Origin of the sequence: Sunxiuqinia elliptica, from assembly GCF_900113005.1 — a bacterium.
GTDB classification, from domain to species: Bacteria; Bacteroidota; Bacteroidia; order Bacteroidales; family Prolixibacteraceae; genus Sunxiuqinia; species Sunxiuqinia elliptica.
Genome location: NZ_FONW01000006.1, coordinates 25,680 through 49,700, shown reverse-complemented (window position 1 = coordinate 49,700; position 24,021 = coordinate 25,680). Strand labels below are relative to the sequence as shown.

Sequence of the window (24,021 nt, the reverse complement as noted above, 5' to 3'; positions counted from 1 at the left end):
ACTGAGAAAAGGATTCAGTATCTGGAAATATGAAAAGAGACATATTTTCTGCTTCGTGAAGAAGAGGGTATAAAGCCCGGGAGTAACAGAACTCCCGGACCTAATTTATAAGGATTATAAACCTTTCATACTAAATTCACTAAATACGAAGTAGCTTCCTCCAGTCATGTTCTGAGGAACAACAAAACGAATGTATTTAGATTCTGGCATCACAATAACGGGAGATGCATAAGCTCCTGCAGCTCCGGTAGGTAGATTTTCCTGCATAATCGTTGAAACTTTCTCAAATGTTGTTCCATCCGTACTTGCATAAATATCAATTACCTTAGGATTACCTGCGCCTCCAGTTGCTCGTCCTGTAAAGTCAAAACTAAATGCAGACAACGAGTTAGTTAAATCAACTTGCAAATAATGAGCATCAGGCACATACACACTCCATGCAGAGTGGAAATAAGTATTCACATCGCCATCCAGCAAGTTCGCCAATGATCCCTCCGATGGTTCAACTGCATTTGAAGAGAGCATCTCTGCTGTCAAATCAATCGCAACTAAATCAGAAGCATCAGGGGTATAGGATATACCGAACAGGCACGTGTTTTTATCCTGGTCAATGACAAATGATTCTTTCGAACATTCCGTTAAGCGAAGTGGAAGAATGTAGTTTCCATAGCTTAGTTTTGTCCGGTCAACGTTAACGTCAAGGTTCACCGTTTGATCCTCCGCTGTAAACACCACAGTTCCATCTCCAGCTAAAGTGTATGACTCAGCTGGCAACAAGGTATAGCTGACATTATTTTCTTGGTTATACGTGTCAATCAATGCTTCATCAATTTCAACAGTACAGTTAAATTCCCATTTGTTGGTTGCTGACATCGTTAAAGGTAACGATAAAGCCACCTGCTCTTCACCTTTATCGCTCAGTAAGTTTGCAACATAGCCTGTTTTCGTAAAATAAACTGACGGGATTTCTATTTCAGGATTGATGATTACAATTTGCTTTTCAGCATTAACTGAATCTGTTGAGCTTAAACTCAAAGGAAGCACGTAATTTAAATCATTGCCTAAACCATCAATCATGTCAGTCTTAAATTGCACCTCAAAAACTTTATATTGTTCTCCGCTTCCAAAATTCATTGAAGTCTGAGATAAAAACTCAAAAGCCGTTTCGGGCAAGGCAGTGTAGTCCGTTCCATTTTCCTGATTATATAAAGCCATCTGACTGTCATCTAAAACAGCAACAGAAACCGTTCCTGCCGAACCTAGATCACTTCCTGCCTTATTAATTGTGACAGCATAATCAGTGTTTTCTCCAGTTTTATAAAGTGTAAGATTTTGTTCTCCACTATTGAGAAAATAAAAGATCGTATCAAAATCACTTAAAAACTCATCTTTATTGTCATCACATGAAGTTATCAAAACCAATAACCCCAAAAGCATTGACAGATATATATTATTGCCTCTCATAAAATATCTCGTTTTATTTCGATTAAACTTCATTGTTTACCAACCATAGTTCTGGGTCAATAATTTATTTCGATCCAACTCACGTTGTGAGAAAGGATAGAGGTAGTGATTACTCCGAAATACCCTTGTTTCAAAAACAGTCCGCTCCCAGTACTCCTCTGGAGTTGAAGAACCACTTCCCTGAACAGTGATATTCATTCCATACATTGGGCCTCCATCAACTTCCTCTGCAATCATCCAAGTACGTGTATCAAAATAGCGATGGTTTTCGAAAGCTAACTCAATACGTCTTTCTTGCCGATATAACTCAATTAGTTTATCAATATCTGCATCTGGATAAATTTCAGTAATTGGATCTAATCCAGCACGATCTCTCAAATCAGCCCATACTTCCATGGCTTTGCTTTCATAGCCTGCCGGCAATGATGCCCCTCTTTTCTTCCCCTCTAACACGGCTTCAATAAAGTTCAGGTAAATTTCACCCAACCGAAAAGTAGGATAAGTCATATTTCCCCATTTGCCATTTGCAGAGTTTGAAGTGTGATCGTAATACTTATTAATAAGGTAGCCAGATTTAGGATGGTCATGCGATTTATTGCCATTAGCACCTGACGCAAAAGAGGTTAAGGTTTTACTATTGCCATGATGCCAGTAGCCACCACCATAAAATACAGATACATAAAATCTTGGCTCCCTGTCTTTATACATATTCGGAGTTGTAACTGAATAAGAATCAAATCCAGCCCATGAAGGGTAATCCCATGAAACCATTTCAAACTCATCATCGCTATATCCTGATTCTTCGTCAACAACAGGAGCTCCATCCCCTTCATAACCAGTTACCGGATACCGCCCGTTGCCCATGGCATAAGCATCTACTTGTTGCTGTGTTGGCCCAACACCACCATAGGCAGTTCCAGCAACACTGGTAGGTACAGTTGTTACAGCATAAGAATATCGGCCTATATAACCAGTTGTCCAGATAAGTTCAGAATTCCAAAGCTCTTGGGTAACTCCATAATAGTCCTCGTATGGATTACCATTTCCTGCCCGGTATAATTCATATGAACCTTCATTTATCAGCTTATAGGCTGCCTCTGCAGCTTCAACCCACTTATTTACATCGTATGTTTGAGGAAATAAATCAACTCCTGAAAGTTCAGGGAAATCAGGGGCTACAGGGTTTTTAACACTGCTGTATAGCGTATTGCCATTAAACAAATCTCTTGCCGAATACAACTTTAGACGAGAGATTACCGCTTGACAAACGTCCTTTGTACCCAAGCCTTTTTCATTATCATTACGCCAAACTTGAGGCATTGCATTATCGGCCATACAAGCCTCGAGCTCGCTAACCACATAATCAACACACTCATCCCAAGTATTTCGAGGACGATAAAGTTCTTCCGTTGTTGCTGTAAAATCCAACAACTCATCGCCGACCAAAAACACAGGGCCATAAATACGCATCATGGCAAAATAATAATAGGCGCGAGCAAAACGTGCCTGAACTTTCCAGCTTGCCAATTCTTCCTTCGTTACAATAGGATCAGAACAACGATCAACATTCTGCATAAAGATGTTACACTCCCGTATTCCTTTGTAAAAATCGGCCATCTTATAATATGGTACATCAGATGCATTCCACGAACCAAAATTGATTTTCCGGAAGGCCCGGTTGTAAGTAACTGTCGCTTCATCAGAAGCTCCTAACCAAGGATCTGCATCGCCCATTGCCTTTTTTGCTTCATAAGGAATAAACGACATTGCATTTAACCAATAGGCTTCAGTATTCCCCCGTGTTTCCCATATTTCATCAAAGGTAAGTGCCTCGTCCTCTTGCTTATCCAAAAAGTCTTCACAAGAAGTCATCAACAGCACGACAACTAATGATAAAACAAATTCAAGTTTTATATTTGAAAATATCTTCATGTCTATTCAATTTTAGAAGTTTGCATTAAGTCCGATGTTTATCATTCTTGATGGCGGATATCCTGAACCATCACTGCGCAACTGCTCTGGATCCCACAAGTCGAACTTGCTGAATGTTAATAGATTATTTCCCGAAACATAAACCCGAAGAGATCTTACAAAAGTTTTATCCATCAAATTCTTCGAGAACGTATATCCTAGTTCGAAATTCTTAAGACGTATAAAATCGCCACTTCTTAGGTTCCAGGTCGAATTCTGCGAATTATTTGAAGAACCAACACCACCTCCTGTGCTTAAGCGAGGATAAATAGCCTTGGCATTCTGCTCGGCAGTATTGCTTGTCATCCACACGTTTCCATAAATATCCTCATTAACTGCTGCTCGTTCCAGGTTTCCTGTTGAAAATGGGCGCATTGATGTTCCGCCAAGGAAAAACGAAGTGTGAGCAACACCTTGGAAGAACACATTAACATCCCAGTTTTTCCATTGTGCGGTAGCTCCAAACCCATAAACCATTTCGGGAAGGTTCGTGTAGCCAACAGCTACTTTATCGTAGGAATCAATTTTACCATCACCATTTACATCCTGATACTTAATATCGCCAACACGATATTCGCCAAAGGTTTGTTCCGGGCTATTCTCAATCTCCTCTTCACTTTCAAAAAGCCCTAAAGCAATTAGACCAAACGGCTGATAATTGCTATCACCTGTACCAAAAGGCTTTCCTATTTTGTTCTGATATTTATACTCCCAATCAGGCTCATCATTATTCAGCAACTTGTTTCGGTTGTAGGTAAAACTTCCGCGAGCGGTAAGAAACACTTCTCCTATTTCCTGTGAATATTCAAGAGTCCCATCAAATCCTTGGTTTAAGGTTTCACCAATGTTTGTGTACGGGATTGTTGAAAGTCCGACAATTGCAGGCAATCCGGCCCGAGAAAGGAAAATACCTGTTCGTTCTTCCCTGAAATAATCCGCCTGAATACGTACTTTCTCAAACAATGAAAATTCTGCGCCAATATTTGTCTTTACTGCTTCTTCCCATGAAACGCTCAGATTTTCAACATCGCCAACCCGAAGTCCATCTCCACTATTTCCTCCAGAAACCCCGTAATTCCAGGTATCACTATTCTTAACCTTGGAAATTGTTGGTTCGTAAATCCAACGGCGGTTACCGCCAATATTATCGTTTCCGACAATCCCATGAGAAGCTTTCAGTTTTAGCAAATCAACGACATTGGTTAGTGGTTCAAACCAGCGTTCATTTGAAACCATCCAGCCAATTGCAAAGGCCGGGAAAAATCCAAATCGATGTCCTCGAGCAAAATTTTCAGAACCATTATAGCCCATATTCACCTCTGCAAAATAAGTATCTTTGAATGCATAAGTAACCCGCCCTGCAATTCCTTGACTCTTATAAGGCAATGACAAATATTTATCCCCCTCCTGAGTTTTGGAATGTACTTTTTGATTGTACAAAAATAGACCTCCAACCCGGTGAACTTCATTGAAAACCCGGTTGTAATTCAAAGATCCTTCCAAGTAGGTGGTCATTGTTCCATTCGTCTCTTTTTTGTAACCTAACTCGTTACTCCCTGTACGGATAGCATTGCCGAAAACTAAATTGCCTGATTCATCACGACCGTTTGCATGATATTGAGTTGGTTCCTTAGAACGAATTTGTGTTGTTGTATTCCAAGCATCCCACGAAAACTTAATATTTGCAGTTAAGCCATCTAAAGGACTCCACAACTTTCCAAAATCCTGGGTCAAGCCAAGCAATGATTGAGATGAATTCCAAAACTGCTCTCGATACCCACTATGAACAAGCAAGTTCCATGGGTTATAGCCCGAGTCGGTAGAAGGAGCAGCAATCGTTCCATCTGAATATTGTTTGGGGAATGCATTGGGTGATGCACCAAAAGCATAGGACCAAATATCACTTGTCTTTCTCCCGGGCCCGAAAGACTTTTCGTAGATATTTGCAAGATTCAGATTCAACTTTGTACTCTCTGTCAGCCGGAAGTCCAGATTAGCCCTGAAGTTAAACTTGTCGTAATTGATCGAAGTATTGTAATCGTAAACATCGCCGGCATCTTTGAATATAGAACTCTCGTTATAATACGATCCTGCGATGTAATAAGAGCTAACCTCGCCGCCTCCAGAGATATTCACATTAATACGTTGATTTGCTGCATAATCGTCGTACAATTCATCAATCCAATTGACGTTTGGAAACAAGTCAGGATCTTCGCCCGTACGATATTTCTCAATTACCTCATCGCTATAGTATGCTGTTCCGGTTGCTTCATTGTACAATTCAGCCCACTGAGCAGAATTTACAAACTTTGGCATTTTTGTTGGCGAAGTCATTCCGGACTCCCCTCTTACTGAAATCCGGGGTTTCCCTTTTTTTCCCGACTTCGTTGTAATTAATATTACACCATTTGCCCCTCTCATTCCGTAAACTGCCGAAGCTGCAGCATCTTTCAAAATTGAAAAAGTGGCTATATCCTCTGTATCCACCAAGTCCAAATCCCGCTCAATTCCATCAACCAATACCAAAGGAGTCGCTGATCCTTTAAAAGATGAAATTCCTCGAATATAAAATTCAGCGGCTCCATTCTTCCCTGGTTCTCCCGATCTTGTCATTGCAATAACACCAGCAAGCTGCCCTGCCAAGGCATTTGACACCGAAGATCCAGGAATTTTTAACTTATCAACATTCAAAGTCGTGATCGCTCCAATAACACTTTCTTTCTTCTGTGTTCCGTAAGCAACAACGGTTACTTCCTCTACGGCTTGCACATCTTCTTTCAAAACAATATCCATGTTTTTTTCACCGCCATAAGGAATCTCCTCTGTCATGTATCCAATATAGCTAAATACCAGCACCTCATTCTGAGCAACACTAATAGAGTACTGCCCATTGATATTAGTTACAAAAGCATTCGTCGTATTCTTCACATAAACATTCACCCCAATCAGAGGTTCTCCGGTCTCATCGGTAACCGTACCTGTGACAACATCTTTGGGCGTCTGGATATTCTCATCAGGTTTATCTTTGACTTTCTTCGTGATATACACCTGTCTTCCGGAGATGACATAAGCATTGTCTGTATCTTTAAATAGGGCGTCAAGGATATGATTAATCCCCTGCTTTTCGAACTGTTCATTTATTCTTCGGTCAAGATCTAACGAGTTATCCTGATAAATGAAGACAAACTCGGTTTTTTGACTGATCTCATCCAATACACTTTTTACTGTTTTCCCTGCTGTATTGAGGGATATTGTTACTGTTTGCGAATAGCTGTTTTCGCCGTAACTTATTTGTAAACCTAAAATAAGGCAGATCACTAGCAATCTCATTCTGCGAATATAATTCTTTAATACTGATCTCTTATTTAAGTCATTTGCATCTATATTAGTCATATATTTGTATAAGTAATAGATTTTAAATTTACATTTTGAATCTCTTTAAAAGCCGGACGATAGTACCAGTATCTTCCGGCTTATTTTTTTCGTTGATGTTCTTTTTTTAGTCATTTTATCATAGGCATTCGTTTTTAGTCATATTCATTTAGATTTATAGGTTAGATCAAAACATCTTCATGTGCATTTTAAAAAATCTTACTTAATCAAATTCAATCTTTCTCAATTCGGTACCCGCCCTCCTCTTCTTCGTGATAACTAAAGGACACAATGTTCTTCAATCCCAAGAGGACCTCTTCAAAATCGTCTTTAAGAGCCAATTGACCTGAGATAGATTCATTCAGACTTGGATCGATATTTAGCGGAACGCCGAAATAGATTTGTAGCCTTTTCAAAACTTCTGAAAAAGGCTTAGATTTTATAACCATTAGTCCTTTGGTCCAGCTAATATAGTCTTCGGCATTTACAGGAATCGGCTCCTCCAAGACACCTTCAGCATCAATTTTCAATAATTGGTCTGGAGCCATAATTTTCTTCTGTCTTCCACTTCCTGCGACCTCCACTTTTCCTCTTGCTAACACAACTGTTGCAAACTCCAGTTCATCGTAGGTACAAACATTAAAAGCGGTCCCTAACACCTCAATCTCAAAGAGAGCAGGCGTTTCAACAACAAATGGTTTTCTTTTATTTTCGGTAACCTCCAGGTAAGCCTCGCCATCGACAAATATCCTCCGCTCAGTTCCTTTAAACTCCTCTGGGAATATGATACGTGTCCCTGCATTAACCCATATTTTGGTGCTATCTGACAAGGTCAACATCGTTCTCTTTCCTCCGGGGACAATAATCTGATTATACTTTTCTTCTTTTTCTCTTGCTGAACTTTTGGTGGGCTTCCTCTCTATAGCCTCATTGTTTACGGTTATCTTTCCATTATCAGCAAAGTTGACAATTGCAGTATCCTTTTCAATTCGGATCTCATCGCTATCCGATACCATCAAGATAATATCAGAAGCCTGCTTGGGAACTGAAATCTCGGAAACAACCTGATTCAAGCTTTTGCTTTGTTCCAGGATACCTGCACTTTCAATCCAGATTGCAAATCCTAACAGAACTGCAGCTGTCGCTACAGAAGCATAAATACGCAACTTTCGGACACGTTCCCTAGATACAATCTCCCGTTCTATCTTGGTCCACAAATTTTGTTTCTCGTCGGGCCCCGTAATAACTTCTTGCTTTTTCACAAAGTCAGTCACTTTTTCAAAAAAAGCCCGAGTATTTCTATTGTTGTTGGTCATTCCTTGCTTTTGTTTTCCTTTAATACTCCCATTCAAGAAAAACCTACTCACTTTTTAAAGAAAATTTTCAACTATTTTTTTGCTCGCCGTAAATCAAAGCAGCCAAAGCCCTCAGTATGTATCGAATATTGGAAAGAATTACAAAGAAAAAAACGGCTGTTTTTTATTCCATACAACAACGACGAATCTTAAGTTAATCAATGATTTTTTACTATGCGCAAAGATATCGTACAAAAAAAAGGAGGTTAAAAATATCGATTACCATCTCTGGCAATGTTTTAAGTCAGGAGACAGCAAAGCCTTTTTTCATCACAAAATTAGAGTGAAAGGGCTCAATTCAGGAGTTTATATTTTATCAGCCATAGGGAAAGAAGACTGTAAAGAACTAAAGATCGTTGTTGATTAGTTGAGTTTCTCAACTTAAGACACTCATTCAGCATGATAAAATCAGCAAGGAGCATTCGGCTCCTCCCTGCTGTTTCCATCTAAACGTAGCAAGCGGTCATAAATATTTCCTTTTGCACCATAGATCCATTATCTCTACGAAACAAAAGTACAGCCACGAAGGTAGTAAAGAGTCAAATTATCAAACCAATAGTTAAGGAATTCAAACAAATACGACAAGTAAGAAAGGAAAAAAGTAGGATGCCCCGTCAATAATACGCGCTATCTATTTCTGTACTTAATCGTTTTCGTTTCAAAACACAGAAGCACTCCTCTGTTTTATCCGTATTTTAAACTCATAAAAGTGTGAAACGAAACCTGAAACAACTTCTCTAGTCCATTGCTTTTGTCCAATAGGACTGATTTAAATGGACACACAATCTCGAACCAACAAGTAAATTTAATCGACAGGAATAGCTTCAAAATAGAAGTACAGAAATAAATCCAAAAAAGTAGGTATATAAATTCAAAAACTCATAGAGGATAAAATGAAAAAGAGTCACAACTAAATGAAGTTGTAACTCTTTCTTTTTTCGAGTGAACCTGAAGGGACTCGAACCCCTAACCTCCTGATCCGTAGTCAGGTGCTCTATCCAATTAAGCTACAGGTCCGGTGCAAAAGCGATGCAAATATAGCACATTTCAGATGAAACAATCAAATTATTTTGTGCTTTTTTTCATTTATATTTTCTCATTTTATCGTCAATTGTCACATCTTCCTGAAAAACAGTCTGTAATTTAATATAGGTCATTAATTTTTTTGTTCCATTTTTTTCCAGCACTTGGTGCACTTCCTTCACGACCTCCATCAATTCATCAAAATTTCCTTCAATGACAGTCTCAAAAGGACACACCTGGTAGGTCAATCCAGAGTCTTGAATAATTTTGATTGCTTCATCAACTAAGGCATAACTATCTTTTCCCTCGGCTTGCGGTAAAACCTGCAAAGCCATATTAATTTTGTTTTCGCTCATTATTCGTTCTTCTTTATAAATTCTTTTACTTCTTCAATTGTTAATTTCTTGACATTAGTGATAATGACATCTTCACTTAAAAAGTTCCCATACTGGTTGCATTCATCAATAAACGATTTAAAGATGAGGTGCAGCTTTTCTTTCAGTGGAAATAAAAACACCGCTAAAGCAAAACCTTCATGAAAGTTGATCTCTTCAAGTGTTCCTTCACTTTTATTCAGAAAAAAGCCAAATTCGCTCTCAATGAGCTTCCGTTGCGTTTCATTAAACGCAGTATCTGCTTCTGCATGCTGCATAGCCACAAAATAGCGGATGTTTTGTCCTTTTCCTCCTAAGCCCGTTGAAATAAACACCTGCTGCTCGCCCAACAAGGAACTCTGAATAACCATCCGGCTTTCCTGCAAGGCCAATACGGCCCAATCTCTGATGCTATCGTCAGCTTCTTTCCGAAAGCTCTCGATGGCACGAAATGCTTCGATATTATCTTGTCCGGCCAGCTTAACCAATAAGTGTTTTTTTTCTTCTAATTCAATCTCACCTTCAAATAACGTTTTGATCGCCTCCTCAAGCTCTTCCTTACTCAACACACCAGGACGTTCGGATTTTGCCATCTCAAAATAGGCCATCTGAAGCTCAACATCGATTTGCTCTTCAAGAATGCTAAAATCATCTGGCAAGGCATTCAGGGCATCCTGTATATGTTTCAAATTGTTATCCTTTTCCATAATGCTTTCTTCTTTTCACAAAGTTAAGTGAATGCAAAGACCAAACACGGCTTTTCCCATATTTTTCAAGTCTTTTTTAAAAACTTAAATATCTTTGCACAGTTATTTTAATTTAATTCAAATTAGCATAAAAGGGGTAGAGGGTGAGGCTTTCTGAGGTAAAAAATAACGAAACGGTAATAATAACCAAAGTACTTGGACACGGTTCTTTTCGGAAGAGAATCACGGAGATGGGCTTTGTCAGAGGCAAAGAGGTCAAAGTGATCAAAAATGCGCCATTCAAAGGACCTATCGAGTTCAAAATCATGGACTACAACATTACCCTTCGGCGCTCAGAGGCTAATCTGATTGAAGTTGTTTCGCTGAATGAAGCCAAAGCCCATATTCAGCCAAGTTTCAAAGGAGTCATTGATCAGGAAATCCTCAAGCAGTCAGCAACCGAAAAAGGGAAGATTATCAACATTGCCTTAGTTGGAAATCCCAACTGTGGAAAAACGACCCTATTCAATTATTTATCGGGTTCTAAAGAGCATGTTGGCAACTACAGCGGTGTTACAATCAGTGCCAAAGAGGCCTCGTTCAAAAAAAATGGTTACCAATTCAATTTGGTTGATTTACCAGGGACCTACTCCCTGACAGCCTATTCGCCCGAAGAAATTTACGTTCGGAAATACATCTGGAAAGAAACGCCGGACATTGTTTTGAATGTGGTTGACTCGTCGAACCTGGAACGCAACCTGTTTTTAACCACCCAGCTAATCGACATGGACATCAAAGTGATTTGCGCCTTGAACATGTACGATGAACTGTTGAAAAACAAAAGCAGGCTGAACTACGAAAAGATGGGAAAAATGATGGGAATTCCCATTATTCCAACCATCAGCTCAAAGGGAAAAGGAATTGACGACTTACTCCAAAAAGCAATTGAAGTCTATGAAGATCGCGACCCGATTGTTCGTCATATCCACATCAACTATGGGCAAGAAATTGAAAAATCGGTTCAGCGCATACGAGCAAAAATAAAAGAGAACAAACCCATTACCGATAAAATTAGTTCTCGATTCATGGCGTTGAAGCTGTTGGAAAAAGACAGTGAAACTTTTTTCAATCTATCGCGCTACTCCAACTTTGAAGAAATCAAACAAATCACCAAAGATGAATCCAAACGTATTGAATCGCTATACAATGAGGATAGCGAAACAATTATCACTGATGCCAAGTATGGATTCATTGCCGGAGCATTAAAGGAAAATTTCAAACAAAAGCTCCATCCGGGGAAATCCCGATCCGACAAAATTGACCGCTTCCTAACACACCCATTACTGGGAATGCCCATTTTTGTTATCCTGATTTTCGTTGCATTTTATTGCACCTTCACCATAGGAAGCTACCCCATGGGCTGGATCGAAAGCCTGGTTGCCTCCTTGAGTGAACTTGTAACCAAGCTTATGCCTCCGGGCATGTTACGTGACCTAATCACCAATGGAATTATTGATGGAACCGGAAGCGTATTGGTCTTTTTACCCAATATTTTAATCCTGTTTTTCTTTATTTCCATCATGGAAGACTCCGGCTATATGGCCCGAGCGGCTTTCATTATGGACAAAATCATGCATTCCTTTGGTCTACATGGACGCTCCTTTATTCCGATGATCATGGGTTTTGGATGCAACGTTCCTGCTATTATGGCAACACGAACACTAAGAAATCCCAACGATCGGCTTTTAACCATGCTGATTATTCCGTTTATGTCGTGTAGTGCGCGACTTCCGGTCTATGTTCTGTTCATTTCAGCATTCTTTCCAAGTCATCCCGGAATTGTACTTGTTGGCATCTACTTCACAGGTATCTTTATTGCTTTCCTGATGGCTCAACTATTCAATAAAACCATCTTTAAAAGCAAAGAAACACCATTTGTACTTGAATTGCCCCCCTATCGCATTCCAACCTTTCGCAATGTTTTGATCCACATGTGGGACAAAACGTGGCAGTACTTAAAGAAAATTGGAGGAGTCATCTTGGTGGGCGTGATTATTATTTGGGCACTTGGCTATTTCCCCCGTGAAACGGATGCTTCAGATGCGATATCTGCACAAATTGAGCAGCTTCAGAATTCACAGGAACAGCCTGCTAACCAAGAGAAAATTCACCAACTAGAACTAAGCCGGGAAGCCGTAAGACTTCAAAATTCGTATTTGGGGCAAATTGGCCAGTTTGTTGAACCGGTTATGCGGCCCTTAGGTTTTGACTGGAAAATGAGTGTCAGTCTATTAGCAGGCCTCCCCGCTAAAGAAATTGTTGTAAGTACCATGGGAGTCCTCTACCAAGTTGACGATGACCAACAGGCCAGCCTTACACAAAAGCTCAGACAAGAACGTTATCCTACTGGCCCCAAACAAGGTCAGTTAATCATATCTGTTCCTGTAGCTTTGGCTTTTTTAGTCTTTGTGCTCATCTATTTCCCATGTATCGGGGTTATTGCCACCATTAAGAACGAATCGGGCAAGCTCTTTTGGGCCATATTCACAATGGTCTACACCACGACATTGGCATGGATTCTGTCGTTTATCACCCTGCATATTGCGCGCTTTTTCTTTTAGCCGCGAACATTCTTTCGCAGTATTCCTTTATAGAAAAGATGGTACAGGAGATAATAACATACGTAATCTTACTTGCAACTGCCAGCTATGTTGTCTTCAGGCTTTACAAGACAATTGAAAAGCTACAAAAACCTAAGGATAAAGCCTCTGCGAACAAATGCGGAAGTTGCGGGACAGGTTGCTCGCTCAAAGATTTGACAACAAAAAACCCGGAGTGTCCTCCGGGCCATCAATATTCATAATCCGTTACAATGTTTTAAAATGGTTGATTGCAGCGATCGGATCATCTGCTTTAAAAATAAAGCTTCCCGACACTAAAACATCAGCTCCGGCATCATACAAATTAAGGCCAGTTTCGAAATTCACTCCTCCGTCCACTTCAATCAGGCAGCTCGGATTTTTAGCTGCGATCATCTCTTTCAGCAGACGTACTTTTTTATAGGTATTTTTAATGAACGACTGTCCTCCAAAACCCGGATTAACCGACATCAGCAGAACCATATCCAGGTCGCCGATAATATCGTCCAACACAGTAACCGGAGTATGCGGATTAAGACAAACACTGGCTTTCATTCCAGCTTCCTTAATTGAACTTACCGTCCGGTGTAAGTGTGGACAAGTCTCATAATGAACTGTCAGGATATCGGCTCCAGCCTTTTGAAAAGCCGAAATGTAATTGTCCGGATTAACAATCATCAAATGAACATCCAACGGTTTTTTAGCAATTTCTGCCACTTTTTCGATTACCGGAATACCAAAAGAAATATTGGGAACAAACACGCCATCCATCACATCGCAGTGAATATAGTCAGCGTGACTCTGATTAATCATTTCAATATCTTCTCCTAAACGAGAAAAATCAGCAGATAAAATAGATGGAGCTATCAATCGCGTAGTCATGAGTTAAAAAAATTTTAGGCAAAGGTAAGCCATTCCGCCTAATTATCGGAAAAAGAAATAAACTGAATCGGTTATTATTTCCCTAGGTAAGCTTTCAGCAAGCGATTACGGTAATTATTTTTCAATCGCTTGATGGATTTCTCCTTGATTTGCCGCACACGTTCACGTGTTAAACCAAAAATATCTCCAATTTCTTCAAGCGTATGTTGGCGGTAGCCATTCAAGCCAAAATAGTACTTCAAAATCTCGGCTTCCCGCTCCCCTAGTGTTGCCAAGGTTCGTTCAATTTCCTTTTTCAAGGATGAATCCAACAAACCATCTTCGGGACTGGGAGATTCATCATTAAGCATCACATCGTAAAGATTGTTGCCATCTTCGTCACGCATTGGAGCATCCATTGATACATGATGGCTCGACACCTTCATTGAATCTTCAACCACATCCGCCGTTGTTTCCAGTATTTTGGCAACTTCTTCCGATGTTGGTTCGCGCTGGTACTCTTGCTCCAGTTTCGAAAATGTACGATTAATCTTATTGATCGACCCAATTTTATTGAGAGGAAGTCTCACAATTCGGGCCTGCTCCGCTAAAGCCTGTAAAATTGATTGGCGTATCCACCATACAGCGTAGGAAATAAACTTAAACCCCCGGGTCTCATCAAAACGCTCAGCTGCTTTGATTAAGCCCAGGTTACCTTCATTTATCAAATCGGGCAAACTCAGCCCCTGGTTCTGGTATTGTTTCGATACAGAAACAACAAAACGCAGGTTTGCTTTGATCAACTCCTCAAGTGCCGCACGATCTCCTTTTCTTATCTTTTTGGCAAGCTCTACCTCCCGCTCTGCGGTTAGCAGCTCCACTTTGCCAATTTCGTGCAGGTACTTATCCAACGATAAGGTCTCCCTATTCGTAACTTGTTTGGTAATTTTCAACTGTCTCATCCGGCTCAGTATCAGTGGTCAATTAATTTATCTTCCTTAGGCATTTTCTTTTTACGTAGTGAAAATAGTTAATTAAGTGGATAAATAATAATTCTTTACTTTTTTTTCACGAAGCGCACAAAATTCATGATAAACCTACGGTTTCCCTTTATGAATGAACCCCAAAGGCGTTTTTTTGTTTATAATTCTGAACGAAAGCAATCCACAATCTCTTCAGAAAATAAAATCTTTTTTTGGGGAATAAGTTCTTATTACTTATTATTGCAGAATAATTCGATAGATACTTTATCCAAGATATTTTCCAAAAGACATTTTACTTTTCTCCTCCAAGCATTTTATTGATGTAATTAATTTTCAAAAAATATGTATGACATTATTGAATTAAGCAAAAAGCTTGTGCCCGAATTGAGGGAAATAGCTAAAGAGCTTAACATTAAAAAGGTTGAATCCTACAAAAAACAAGATCTGATCTACAAGATCTTAGACACTCAGGCGATCATCGCTTCTGAGAAAAAAGCAGCTCCACCCAAAAAAGACAAGGGAGCAAAACCAAAAGCAACCACCCCAAAACAAGATAATAAACAAGAGAAGAAGCAAGCCAACGAGGGAGAACAACAAGAAGCTCCTAAAAACAAGAAGCGTAAGCGGACAACTGTAATCAAGGCTACTTCATTCTTTGACAAATCAAAAAAGGCTGGAGATAAAGCTCCCCAAAACGCGGAGGAAAAGCCAGTAACTCCACCTGTTCAGGACAAAAAAGAAGAAGCTCCTAAAGAGGAAAGCCAACCAGTTCAACAAAAACCAATAGTTACTGTAAAAAAGGCTGACAAATCTTCTCAAGCTCAAGGAGGACCAAAAGACACCCCACAAAAAGATCATCAAGACCGCAAACCAAAGCACCCAAAATGGGAAAAGCAACAGCATCCCAAAGGCAAGCATGGCAATGGTGGATCTGACAAATCTTATGAGTTTGAGGGAATCATCACCAACTCAGGTGTACTCGAAATCATGCCTGACGGCTATGGTTTCCTGCGTTCATCAGACTACAATTACCTGAACTCACCTGATGACATTTACGTATCACAGTCTCAAATAAAATTATTTGGATTAAAAACAGGAGATACTGTAAAAGGTACAATCCGGCCTCCAAAAGAAGGTGAAAAATATTTTCCGCTGATCAAAGTACTGGAAATCAACGGACGTACACCGGACTACATCCGCGACCGTGTTCCTTTTGATCATTTAACACCATTATTTCCGAATGAGAAATTCAACCTGACCGGCAATGGACATGACAACATCTCAACCCGGGTTGTTGATTTGTTTGCACCGATAGGTAAAGGTCAGCGTGGTTTGATTGTGGCCCAGCCAAAGACAGGTAAAACCATGTTGTTAAAAGAAGTAGCAAATGCCATTGCTGCCAATCACCCGGAAGTTTTCATGATCGTTCTGTTAATTGATGAGCGTCCGGAAGAGGTAACTGATATGGCTCGTAGTGTTAATGCCGAAGTTATCGCTTCTACTTTTGATGAGCCTGCTGACCGCCACGTACGTGTTGCCGGCATGGTACTTGAAAAAGCAAAACGGATGGTAGAATGTGGTCATGACGTTGTGATCTTACTTGACTCAATTACCCGTTTGGCTCGTGCTTACAACACAGTAGCTCCTGCATCAGGCAAAGTGCTTTCGGGTGGTGTTGATGCAAATGCACTTCATAAACCAAAGCGTTTCTTTGGTGCTGCGCGTAACATCGAAGAAGGAGGTTCATTAACCATTCTTTCAACAGCATTGACTGAAACCGGATCAAAAATGGATGATGTTATTTTTGAAGAATTCAAAGGAACTGGTAACATGGAATTGCAGCTTGACCGTAGATTATCAAACAAGCGTATTTTCCCTGCGGTGGATATCGTTTCTTCAAGTACTCGTCGCGAAGATCTATTGTTGCCAAAGAGCATTATGGACAAAATTTGGATTTTGCGCAACTACCTAGCCGATATGAATTCTCTGGAAGCAATGGATTTCATAAAAACCAGATTGATGAGAAGCAACTCTATCGAAGAGTTCTTGATCTCGATGAACAGCGAATGATAAAAATAGACTTTATAACATACAAAGAAGCTACTTGTATATACAAGTAGCTTCTTTCATTTTATTTCGTCCGATTTTACAACTTTCGGGTTTGTTCTTTCAAAAATACGCGTTGCTCATCTTCCAGAAGTGGCTCCAATCGCTTATAAACTTTTTCGTGGTAGCTATTCAGCCAATCCAATTCATCCTGGCTCAGCAATTGCTTTTCAACCAATTTCAAATCGATAGGACACAAAGTCAGTGTTTCAAACTCCAGGAAGCGTCCAAACCCAGTTTCTTCGCTTTCAGCACATACAATTACATTCTCGATGCGAATCCCATATTCTCCTTCACGATACAGTCCGGGTTCATTCGAAATAACCATCCCTGGCTTAATTGTTTGCTCATTATATTCTTGCCGAATGCTCATCGGTCCTTCGTGTACATTCAAAAAGTAGCCAATCCCATGACCAGTTCCATGTCCATAATTCAACCCATTTTTCCACAAATGCATCCGGGCATGAACATCGAGGTTTGCACCAACAGTTCCGGCAGGAAACTTCGCCTGACTCAAGCCAATCATCCCTTTCAGTACCAGCGTAAAATCACGTTTTTGCTTAGCAGTTGGCTCTCCTAAAGTGATGGTACGGGTAATATCAGTTGTTCCTCCCAAATACTGACCACCAGAATCGAAGAGCAACATTCCTTCATCACCAATAGAAGCTGCAGATTCGCGGGTCACCGAACGATGCACAATCGCACCATTACCATTTAATCCAACAATCGAGTAAAAGCTATTTCCTTGAAACTCCTCTTGCTGTGCCCGGAAATACTCCAATTTCTCGACCAAGTCAAATTCAGTCAACGGTTCTTTACCTGCCGTCTGATTCAACCAATACAAGAAATTAACCATCGCCACACCATCTTTTTTCATAGTTTCGCGAATATGAATAATCTCGAAAGTTGTTTTTTGAGCCTTCAGCAAAGTCGCGGCCGATGTTTGCTCAATCACTTTTACTTTATCTGGGATTGCCGCTTGTACCGCTGCATTTGTCCGTGCCGGATCAAGCATTACAACACAATCTTCATCCAGTTCCTTTAAAAACGAATAAAATGACTCATAATCCTGAATAGCAATTCCATCTTCCTGAAGCTGATCTTTCAGCTCTTGATTGATCTTTTGCTGATCAACAAACAAGGTGTGCTTCCCTTCGGCCACAAAGCCAAAACCGACAAACACTGGGTTGTATTCAACATCTGTTCCCCGCAAGTTAAAAGCCCAGGCTAAATCATCCAAAGCAGTCAGCAAAGTCGCATTAGCGCCATTCACCTCTGCAAACTGAAGAATCTCCTTTAGCTTATCGGTTCGTCTTTTCCCTGAATACTTCAGTTGATGTTCAAACACCGGATTAACAGGTAGAACTGGGCGGTTTTCCCAAATATGTTGAAGTAAGTCGCCTGTGTCGCACAACGATAGGCCAGCAGCCGCCAAATCCGCCTGCAACTTTTTCGATTGCGCCACCGAAAGGCAAGATAAATCGGTACCAACTTTTGCACCTGCCTCTAGCTGGCTCCCCAGCCAAACTGCTGGTTCAGGAGTTTCGGGCATCCGCTGCTTCATCAGTTGAATTCCTGTTCCGGCCAATTGCTCTCCAGCCTGCAGAAAATACCGAGAATCAGTCCATAAAGCAGCACGATCCAGCGTTACCACAAGCAAACCGGCCGATCCGGTAAAGCCGCTAATAAAACTTCGTGCTTGCCAATGCTCTGGCATATATTCACTTTGATGTGGATCCGTTCCTGAAATATACCAAGCCTGAACTCCGGCCTTTTTCATCTCGTCACGTAATCCTTTTATTCGATTTTGAATGGTTTCAACCATGTTGTTGTAATTTTTTTAATATGTTTTTCATCGACTGCGCAGGCAATTCGTCTAAGTTAACTTCATCGGGGTAGTAAAACTCAATGCCCGAAATATCATCCATCGGCGTTAGGTTTTCCAACGATTCCAGCTCAACCTGATAAGCCAAGTCAAGTGTAAAAACTTGTGTCCCTGAAAAAGGATAAACATTCGGGAAAGAACAGAGATAACTCATTTTCTTAACCGTTGCGCCAAGTTCCTCTTCAAGCTCCCGCTCCAAAGCAACTTCTCCTGTTTCCATCGGATCTACAAAACCTCCGGGAAGGTCAAGCATTCCTTTATGCGGCTGAACTGCCCGGCGGGTAAACATGATGCGTCCTTCTGCATCAGTAATAACCGCTGCAACAGCTGCCGAAGTATTAAAGAAGAAATGAAAACCACAGTGATCACATTTCTTGGAGCGATCTCCGTTTTGCTGAAAGGCTTCAGAACCACAACTCGGACAATAGTTAAAAATAAGATTAGGGTGTTTTGCGTGTATCATTATTTTGTTATTCCAATCGATTTAAGCCAGTCTAAAAACAGCGCTGGCCACTTAGCTGCCGGGATATCACGATCCGTCATTCCAAATCCATGACCTCCTTTGGCAAAAATATGTAATTCGGCCGGGATATTGTTTTTTTTCAAAGCCCGGTAAAATGAAATCGAGTTTTCAGGGATTACCGCCTGATCATCATCCGCAAGAACAAAGAATGTTGGCGGAGTGTTTTCAGAAACCCACAATTCATTGGAAAACTTTTTCGCGATATTCCAATCGTTAGTCTCTCCAATCAGGTTCTTTCTCGATCCCATATGCCCCACTCCTTCTTTGAAACTGATTACCGGATAAAGTAAAAGCATAAAATCAGGTCGTGAGCTCAACTGCTGTAAGTTATCTGCGGCTAACGGATTACCTTCATCAAAATGGGTTCCCGCGGTTGATGCTAAATGACCTCCCGCAGAGGAACCGGCAATTCCAATCTTTTGAGGGTTAATTCCCCACTCAGTGGCCTTAGAACGTGTGACTCGAATCGCCTGCAAAGCATCACTCAATGGGATTTCGGAATTACCGTAAGGCAAGCGGTATTTCAAAACAATACCGGTGATCCCGTTGGCTTGCAAAAACTCTGCAATTTTAACCCCCTCATGATCAATCGCCTCAATAACATAACCACCTCCTGGGCATATAACTACAGCAGCTCCTGTGTTTATGGCATCATCCGGTCGATACACATACATTTCTGCTTCTGAAATATTTTTATATCGAAGAATTCCTCCTTCCGTCCATCGTTCTTCCGCTCCGGGAGGATTATTTTTATTGGGAGCGCCATTAGGCCATAGTTTTATTTCAATATCTTGCGCCATAAGTTGTATTGATAGAAACGACAATACAATGAGTAAGTAATGATGTTTCATTCGTTAAAAATTTAGGTGATGATCTTTTTAGGACTTGACAGAACTTAATTGTTAATCTTCATCTGAATGACCAGTGAAAACAGTCAACTTTTTGCGAAGCCGAGTAAAAGTACAAATAATATGACCTAAAACTAAATTTTAGTCAAATGCTTTATAAGGGATTTTTCATCAATTAATTACTTTTGCAGCATGTTTTTCGATTTATTTCTGAAAGGGATAATTATAGGGCTGGCCGTTTCTGTTCCTCTTGGCCCAATTGGTGTTCTTATCATTCAACGAACAGTCAATAAAGACCGTGTAGCCGGTTTTGTTTCGGGCATGGGTGCGGCAACTTCAGATGCGATCTATGCCATCATTGCGGGCTTTAGCTTGTCGTGGATTATCGACTTTGTCAGGCAATACCAGTTTACCTTTCAAACGCTGGGTGCCTTGATCATCTTCCTGCTGGGAGTTCATATTTTTCAGAAAAATCCGGTAAAGGATATCCGCCGGTCACGGCGAAAGGGCTCGACCTACCTACAGGATTACATCAGCACATTCCTGATTACCTTTCCCAATCCGTTGGTGATTTTTGTTTTCCTGGCTGTCTTTGCCGGAACGGGAATTGTTTTAAACATTGAAAAGCCCTATCAAGCGTTCTTTGTTGTTTTTGGCGTTTTTGCCGGAGCCTGCTCTTGGTGGCTGGTTCTAACAAGCTTGGTCGGCATCTTCCGCCATCGCTTTAACCTACGACTATTATGGTGGTTCAATAAAGTAGCCGGTGTGATCATTTGGGTTTTTGTGATCATCAGCTATGCTTACTCACTGATTACCCAATTCAAGATTTAAAATAAGGTTCCATCGCGGTTCGGAACTGCTCCGGAATTCGACACGGCTTATTGGTCTTACCATCAAAGAAAGCTAAAACCACTTCTCCTTCGTTAATCAGTTCATTTTGCTGATTGTAAATCTCTGTTTTAATTGGAAATTTGACCTTTGGAATCGCTTCCACAATGGTTCTGATTGTCAGCAAATCGTCATAATAAGCCGATTTCAGGTAATTGATATTCAAACTTCGTGCTGGAAGCAGAATACCAGTGTCTTCAATATCTTTGTACGAAACGCCCAAACTTCGAATCATCTCTGTTCGGCCAATCTCGTAGTAGCGCGGATAAACGCCATAATAAACCACCCCCATTTTATCGGTATCCTCATAATAGACCCGCACTTGTGTTTCGTGTACCAGCATAGTTCTTATTTAAATGGCGAATCCGGTTCTTTTCGCATGTGATTAAACGTCAATTTATCGAGTAAACGAGGCAAAAACTTACCTAAAAATACGGTTAGCTTTCCTTCTACAAACGTAAGGATCAACTCACGCTTCCGTTTTTTGACTGCATTGGCAATATGCTTGGCACATTCTTCAGCCGTCATCATTTTACTTTCATCGCGCGGCGTTTGCCCTTGTGCACTTCCATCCTGCGTTAAAGCAACCTCCCGAACTTCCGACGCTGTAAAACCAGGCGCTGCCACAAGCACATGTAAGCCTGTTTTTAGGTTTTCAATACGTAAGGCATCTAAAAACCCACGAATCGCATACTTGGAAGCAGAATAGCCTGTACGCGCAGGCAAACCTACATAACCGGCTATTGAAATAACACCAACAACGCTTCCTTTGGTTTTCAGAAGATGTGGTAAAGCACTCTTTGTACAATACACCGTTCCCCAGAAATTAACATCCATCAAGCGTTTCATAACGCTAACATCCAGATCGGCAAAAAGTGCCCGCATAGATATTCCTGCATTATTGATCAATACATCAATCTGCCCGAAACGATCAACAGCCTGCTTCATCAAGTTTTCACAATCCTCCTCTTTACTAACATCTGCCTGAACCGACAGGATTTCAGTCCCAGGCAATTCTTGTTCTATCTGTTGAAGGCGATCCATCCGGCGGGCAGCCAAGACCAATGATGCTCCACGCGAAGCGAACTCATAAGCCAATGCCTTACCAATGCCCGAAGAAGCACCTGTGATAACGACTATTTTGTCTTTCATCTCGGTATATTTTATTTAGATTCTTAACGGTGGTTGACCTAAAGAGCACCAATGCTCTTAATGCATCAATCAACCAGCTCAGTAGTCAATCAGAATATTTACATGCCGGCTTCAAAGCTCACAGGAAACCGGGCTGTCGGCAAAAATAATCTTTTTTTACAAGAGAGCTTCAAAGCCAGGCATTTTCAAAAAAAAATCAAAAAAATGACAAAATTTTCACTGGAAAGTTTGCATTTAAAATCTGAGTACTTACCTTTGCACCCGCCTTTAAACAATAAGGGCAGTCATACAGGATGACTCAGTAGCTCAGCTGGTAGAGCACATCCCTTTTAAGGATGGGGTCCTGGGTTCGAACCCCAGCTGAGTCACCAAGAATTAAAAGCCTTGCAAGAAATAACTTGCAAGGCTTTTTTAGTTTTAGGCAACGAACTTTTCGTTGGTATTTCCAAACCCAATAGTTGCTCAATTTTTCTTTTTTATGTTTTTTTGATTGATCAATAAATAGAAGCTAATTCAATCTGCAAACATTTTATTCAAGCTTCTGTTGAGAATAGAACGACCAATTATTAACCTAAATCGTAATTCAAATGAAACATACTGGTTCATGCCTTTGCGGCAACATCACTTTTGAAATAGAGGGAGACTTCCAGCACTTTTTCCTTTGTCATTGCAAGCGTTGTCAGAAAGACACTGGCTCAGCGCATGGAGCTAACCTGTTTTCGTCTTCTGCCAAGCTCAATTGGCTATCCGGTAAAGATCAGGTTAAAACCTTCAAGCTGGAGCCAACGCGTCATGAAAAAAGCTTCTGCCCCAATTGTGGATCAGCACTCCCCAACGTACAAATGAATGGCTCGCTGTTGGTGGTTCCTGCAGGCTCCTTAGACACAGATGTCCCCAACAAACCCATTGGACATATCTTTATCGATAGCAAAGCCAATTGGGACCACGAGCTGGAACTTGTCCCCAAGTTTGACCAACTGCCCCAATAGTTTTTGACTTTGCTTTCTGATTTTAACTCAGGCTGCACCATGTGGCCCGCTTGCTTTTCTAATCCCTGTGTTTCCCAAATGCCAGGCATTAGAATTGCAGCACCGCTTCAACACCTATTTGAAGCAAGCTTAAGCGGTCATCAATACCTACTGCAGCAAACGAATGTTTAAGGTCATCACCAGTCTGCGTGTAATGCTTCCAACCATCGTGGTGCAATGGAATTATCATGGCCTCCGGAAATTTGAAAGCCGTGTCAATAGCATCATTCACACTCATGGTAACATGAAAAGCACCTTTAGGCTGGGCAGCTCCAGCAAAAATAAAAACATGACTTGGATTAAATCTTTTAGCCACTTCAGCCACTCCTTCATAATAAACCGTATCACCGGTAATATATAATTCCAGGTTCTGCTTCCCTTTCACCGAAAGCAGAAATCCAATCACTTCGCCAGTTATCTTTTCAATTCCTGCTGGCCCATGCCTTGCCGGAGTTGCAGTGATTGTCAGCTCCGAGCCATCAGGAGTTTGGATGTGATCTGCTTCCCAAGGATTCAATCCGATTGTTCCTCCACCTAGCCGCTCAGCACCGATTACGGTTGTATAAACCTTAGGTGTTCTGGTCAACAACTCACGCCCTGCATCATCCAGGTTATCCTGATGCTGATCGTGGCTTAATAAAACCAAGTCAATTTTGTCGACATCAACATCTGCCGGATCTTTATACTTTTCAAGGGTAATATGCCCTAAATCATAGACTCCTGCTGGATCAAGTGTCGGATCTGTCATAATCCGCAATCCAGCCAATTCTATAATTACCGTGGGACCACCCACATAGGTAGCTAAAAACGAGTTGCTTTTTGTCATTTGGGTTGGTAGTTTGTGAAAATATAAAGAATCAACG

Annotated in this window: 18 protein-coding genes and 2 tRNA genes; 5 read left to right on the top strand and 15 right to left on the bottom strand. The window is 40.8% G+C overall.

Annotation, left to right across the window (positions count from 1 at the left end):
• Window positions 1-114: 114 nt before the first annotated feature.
• From BM156_RS12270 to BM156_RS12235, 7 genes are all read right to left on the bottom strand, one after another.
• Window positions 115-1,464, bottom strand: a complete 1,350-nt coding sequence (locus BM156_RS12270; protein ID WP_093920179.1) for a BT_3987 domain-containing protein — start codon at window positions 1,462-1,464, stop codon at window positions 115-117.
• A 36-nt stretch (window positions 1,465-1,500) separates the two neighbouring features.
• On the bottom strand, window positions 1,501-3,396 hold the full coding sequence (locus tag BM156_RS12265; RefSeq protein WP_093920178.1) for a RagB/SusD family nutrient uptake outer membrane protein: 1,896 nt from the start codon (window positions 3,394-3,396) through the stop codon (window positions 1,501-1,503).
• 12 nt (window positions 3,397-3,408) lie between these two features.
• Window positions 3,409-6,765 carry a SusC/RagA family TonB-linked outer membrane protein gene (locus BM156_RS12260; RefSeq protein WP_093920177.1) on the bottom strand — a complete coding sequence of 1,119 codons (3,357 nt, stop codon included), beginning with the start codon at window positions 6,763-6,765 and terminating at the stop codon, window positions 3,409-3,411.
• A gap of 275 nt (window positions 6,766-7,040) precedes the next feature.
• Window positions 7,041-8,174 (bottom strand): FecR family protein, encoded by a 1,134-nt coding sequence (locus BM156_RS12255; RefSeq protein WP_139218274.1) that lies wholly within the window; start codon window positions 8,172-8,174, stop codon window positions 7,041-7,043.
• 931 nt (window positions 8,175-9,105) lie between these two features.
• Window positions 9,106-9,179, bottom strand: a tRNA-Arg gene (locus BM156_RS12245).
• A 65-nt stretch (window positions 9,180-9,244) separates the two neighbouring features.
• Window positions 9,245-9,541: a thiamine-binding protein gene (locus tag BM156_RS12240; RefSeq protein ID WP_093920174.1), complete on the bottom strand. Its 297-nt coding sequence runs from the start codon at window positions 9,539-9,541 to the stop codon at window positions 9,245-9,247.
• A complete protein-coding gene (locus BM156_RS12235; RefSeq protein WP_093920173.1) occupies window positions 9,541-10,266 on the bottom strand; it encodes a hypothetical protein in 726 nt (241 codons plus the stop codon). The genes BM156_RS12240 and BM156_RS12235 overlap by 1 nt, the downstream gene beginning before the upstream one ends.
• 143 nt (window positions 10,267-10,409) lie before the next feature.
• Here BM156_RS12235 and feoB point away from each other — a divergent pair, with 143 nt between their 5' ends.
• On the top strand, window positions 10,410-12,866 hold the full coding sequence (gene feoB, locus BM156_RS12230) for a ferrous iron transport protein B (protein WP_093920172.1): 2,457 nt from the start codon (window positions 10,410-10,412) through the stop codon (window positions 12,864-12,866).
• 246 nt (window positions 12,867-13,112) lie between these two features.
• Here feoB and rpe read toward each other — a convergent pair whose 3' ends face one another.
• Entirely contained in the window at window positions 13,113-13,766 is a 654-nt protein-coding gene (rpe, locus tag BM156_RS12220) for a ribulose-phosphate 3-epimerase (RefSeq protein ID WP_093920170.1), read from the bottom strand.
• Between the two features lie 74 nt (window positions 13,767-13,840).
• A complete protein-coding gene (locus tag BM156_RS12215; RefSeq protein WP_093920169.1) occupies window positions 13,841-14,707 on the bottom strand; it encodes a sigma-70 family RNA polymerase sigma factor in 867 nt (288 codons plus the stop codon).
• Between the two features lie 363 nt (window positions 14,708-15,070).
• On the opposite strand from BM156_RS12215, the gene rho reads away from it, so the two are divergent.
• Window positions 15,071-16,798, top strand: a complete 1,728-nt coding sequence (gene rho / locus BM156_RS12210) for a transcription termination factor Rho (protein WP_093920168.1) — start codon at window positions 15,071-15,073, stop codon at window positions 16,796-16,798.
• A gap of 76 nt (window positions 16,799-16,874) precedes the next feature.
• On the opposite strand, the gene BM156_RS12205 is transcribed toward rho, so the two are convergent.
• Genes BM156_RS12205 through BM156_RS12195 form a run of 3 tightly spaced genes read right to left on the bottom strand, consistent with a single transcriptional unit; the run spans window position 16,875 to window position 20,093 of the window.
• Window positions 16,875-18,659, bottom strand: coding sequence for an aminopeptidase P family protein (locus BM156_RS12205; protein ID WP_093920167.1), 1,785 nt, complete (start codon window positions 18,657-18,659; stop codon window positions 16,875-16,877).
• Window positions 18,652-19,182 (bottom strand): NUDIX domain-containing protein, encoded by a 531-nt coding sequence (locus BM156_RS12200; RefSeq protein ID WP_093920166.1) that lies wholly within the window; start codon window positions 19,180-19,182, stop codon window positions 18,652-18,654. The genes BM156_RS12205 and BM156_RS12200 overlap by 8 nt, the downstream gene beginning before the upstream one ends.
• Complete coding sequence (locus tag BM156_RS12195) at window positions 19,182-20,093, bottom strand: alpha/beta hydrolase (protein WP_093920165.1); 912 nt, start codon at window positions 20,091-20,093, stop codon at window positions 19,182-19,184. The genes BM156_RS12200 and BM156_RS12195 overlap by 1 nt, the downstream gene beginning before the upstream one ends.
• A gap of 189 nt (window positions 20,094-20,282) precedes the next feature.
• Between BM156_RS12195 and BM156_RS12190 the strand changes: the two genes are divergently transcribed.
• The gene (locus tag BM156_RS12190; protein WP_093920164.1) at window positions 20,283-20,921 is read left to right on the top strand and encodes a LysE family translocator; all 639 of its coding nucleotides are present in this window, start codon (window positions 20,283-20,285) and stop codon (window positions 20,919-20,921) included.
• On the opposite strand, the gene BM156_RS12185 is transcribed toward BM156_RS12190, so the two are convergent.
• Window positions 20,911-21,321 carry an acyl-CoA thioesterase gene (locus tag BM156_RS12185; RefSeq protein ID WP_212733506.1) on the bottom strand — a complete coding sequence of 137 codons (411 nt, stop codon included), beginning with the start codon at window positions 21,319-21,321 and terminating at the stop codon, window positions 20,911-20,913. The two genes, BM156_RS12190 and BM156_RS12185, sit on opposite strands and share 11 nt — an antisense overlap.
• 5 nt (window positions 21,322-21,326) lie before the next feature.
• Window positions 21,327-22,130, bottom strand: a complete 804-nt coding sequence (locus BM156_RS12180) for an SDR family oxidoreductase (protein WP_093920162.1) — start codon at window positions 22,128-22,130, stop codon at window positions 21,327-21,329.
• A 295-nt stretch (window positions 22,131-22,425) separates the two neighbouring features.
• Here BM156_RS12180 and BM156_RS12170 point away from each other — a divergent pair.
• Both BM156_RS12170 and BM156_RS12165 read left to right on the top strand, forming a co-directional pair.
• Window positions 22,426-22,501: transfer RNA gene (locus BM156_RS12170), tRNA-Lys, on the top strand.
• A 216-nt stretch (window positions 22,502-22,717) separates the two neighbouring features.
• Window positions 22,718-23,119: a GFA family protein gene (locus tag BM156_RS12165; RefSeq protein ID WP_093920160.1), complete on the top strand. Its 402-nt coding sequence runs from the start codon at window positions 22,718-22,720 to the stop codon at window positions 23,117-23,119.
• An 88-nt stretch (window positions 23,120-23,207) separates the two neighbouring features.
• Here BM156_RS12165 and BM156_RS12160 read toward each other — a convergent pair whose 3' ends face one another.
• Complete coding sequence (locus BM156_RS12160) at window positions 23,208-23,984, bottom strand: MBL fold metallo-hydrolase (protein WP_093920159.1); 777 nt, start codon at window positions 23,982-23,984, stop codon at window positions 23,208-23,210.
• Between the last annotated feature and the right edge of the window lie 37 nt (window positions 23,985-24,021).

What these genes read in the sequence shown, in the direction of transcription:
- BM156_RS12270 (WP_093920179.1), bottom strand. Translation starts at nt 1,464, where the DNA reads ATGAGAGGCAATAATATATATCTGTCAATGCTTTTGGGGTTATTGGTT.
- BM156_RS12265 (WP_093920178.1), bottom strand. Translation starts at nt 3,396, where the DNA reads ATGAAGATATTTTCAAATATAAAACTTGAATTTGTTTTATCATTAGTT.
- BM156_RS12260 (WP_093920177.1), bottom strand. Translation starts at nt 6,765, where the DNA reads ATGAGATTGCTAGTGATCTGCCTTATTTTAGGTTTACAAATAAGTTAC.
- BM156_RS12240 (WP_093920174.1), bottom strand. Translation starts at nt 9,541, where the DNA reads ATGAGCGAAAACAAAATTAATATGGCTTTGCAGGTTTTACCGCAAGCC.
- BM156_RS12235 (WP_093920173.1), bottom strand. Translation starts at nt 10,266, where the DNA reads ATGGAAAAGGATAACAATTTGAAACATATACAGGATGCCCTGAATGCC.
- rpe (WP_093920170.1), bottom strand. Translation starts at nt 13,766, where the DNA reads ATGACTACGCGATTGATAGCTCCATCTATTTTATCTGCTGATTTTTCT.
- BM156_RS12215 (WP_093920169.1), bottom strand. Translation starts at nt 14,707, where the DNA reads ATGAGACAGTTGAAAATTACCAAACAAGTTACGAATAGGGAGACCTTA.
- rho (WP_093920168.1), top strand. Translation starts at nt 15,071, where the DNA reads ATGTATGACATTATTGAATTAAGCAAAAAGCTTGTGCCCGAATTGAGG.
- BM156_RS12205 (WP_093920167.1), bottom strand. Translation starts at nt 18,659, where the DNA reads ATGGTTGAAACCATTCAAAATCGAATAAAAGGATTACGTGACGAGATG.
- BM156_RS12200 (WP_093920166.1), bottom strand. Translation starts at nt 19,182, where the DNA reads ATGATACACGCAAAACACCCTAATCTTATTTTTAACTATTGTCCGAGT.
- BM156_RS12195 (WP_093920165.1), bottom strand. Translation starts at nt 20,093, where the DNA reads ATGAAACATCATTACTTACTCATTGTATTGTCGTTTCTATCAATACAA.
- BM156_RS12190 (WP_093920164.1), top strand. Translation starts at nt 20,283, where the DNA reads ATGTTTTTCGATTTATTTCTGAAAGGGATAATTATAGGGCTGGCCGTT.
- BM156_RS12185 (WP_212733506.1), bottom strand. Translation starts at nt 21,321, where the DNA reads ATGCTGGTACACGAAACACAAGTGCGGGTCTATTATGAGGATACCGAT.
- BM156_RS12180 (WP_093920162.1), bottom strand. Translation starts at nt 22,130, where the DNA reads ATGAAAGACAAAATAGTCGTTATCACAGGTGCTTCTTCGGGCATTGGT.
- BM156_RS12165 (WP_093920160.1), top strand. Translation starts at nt 22,718, where the DNA reads ATGAAACATACTGGTTCATGCCTTTGCGGCAACATCACTTTTGAAATA.
- BM156_RS12160 (WP_093920159.1), bottom strand. Translation starts at nt 23,984, where the DNA reads ATGACAAAAAGCAACTCGTTTTTAGCTACCTATGTGGGTGGTCCCACG.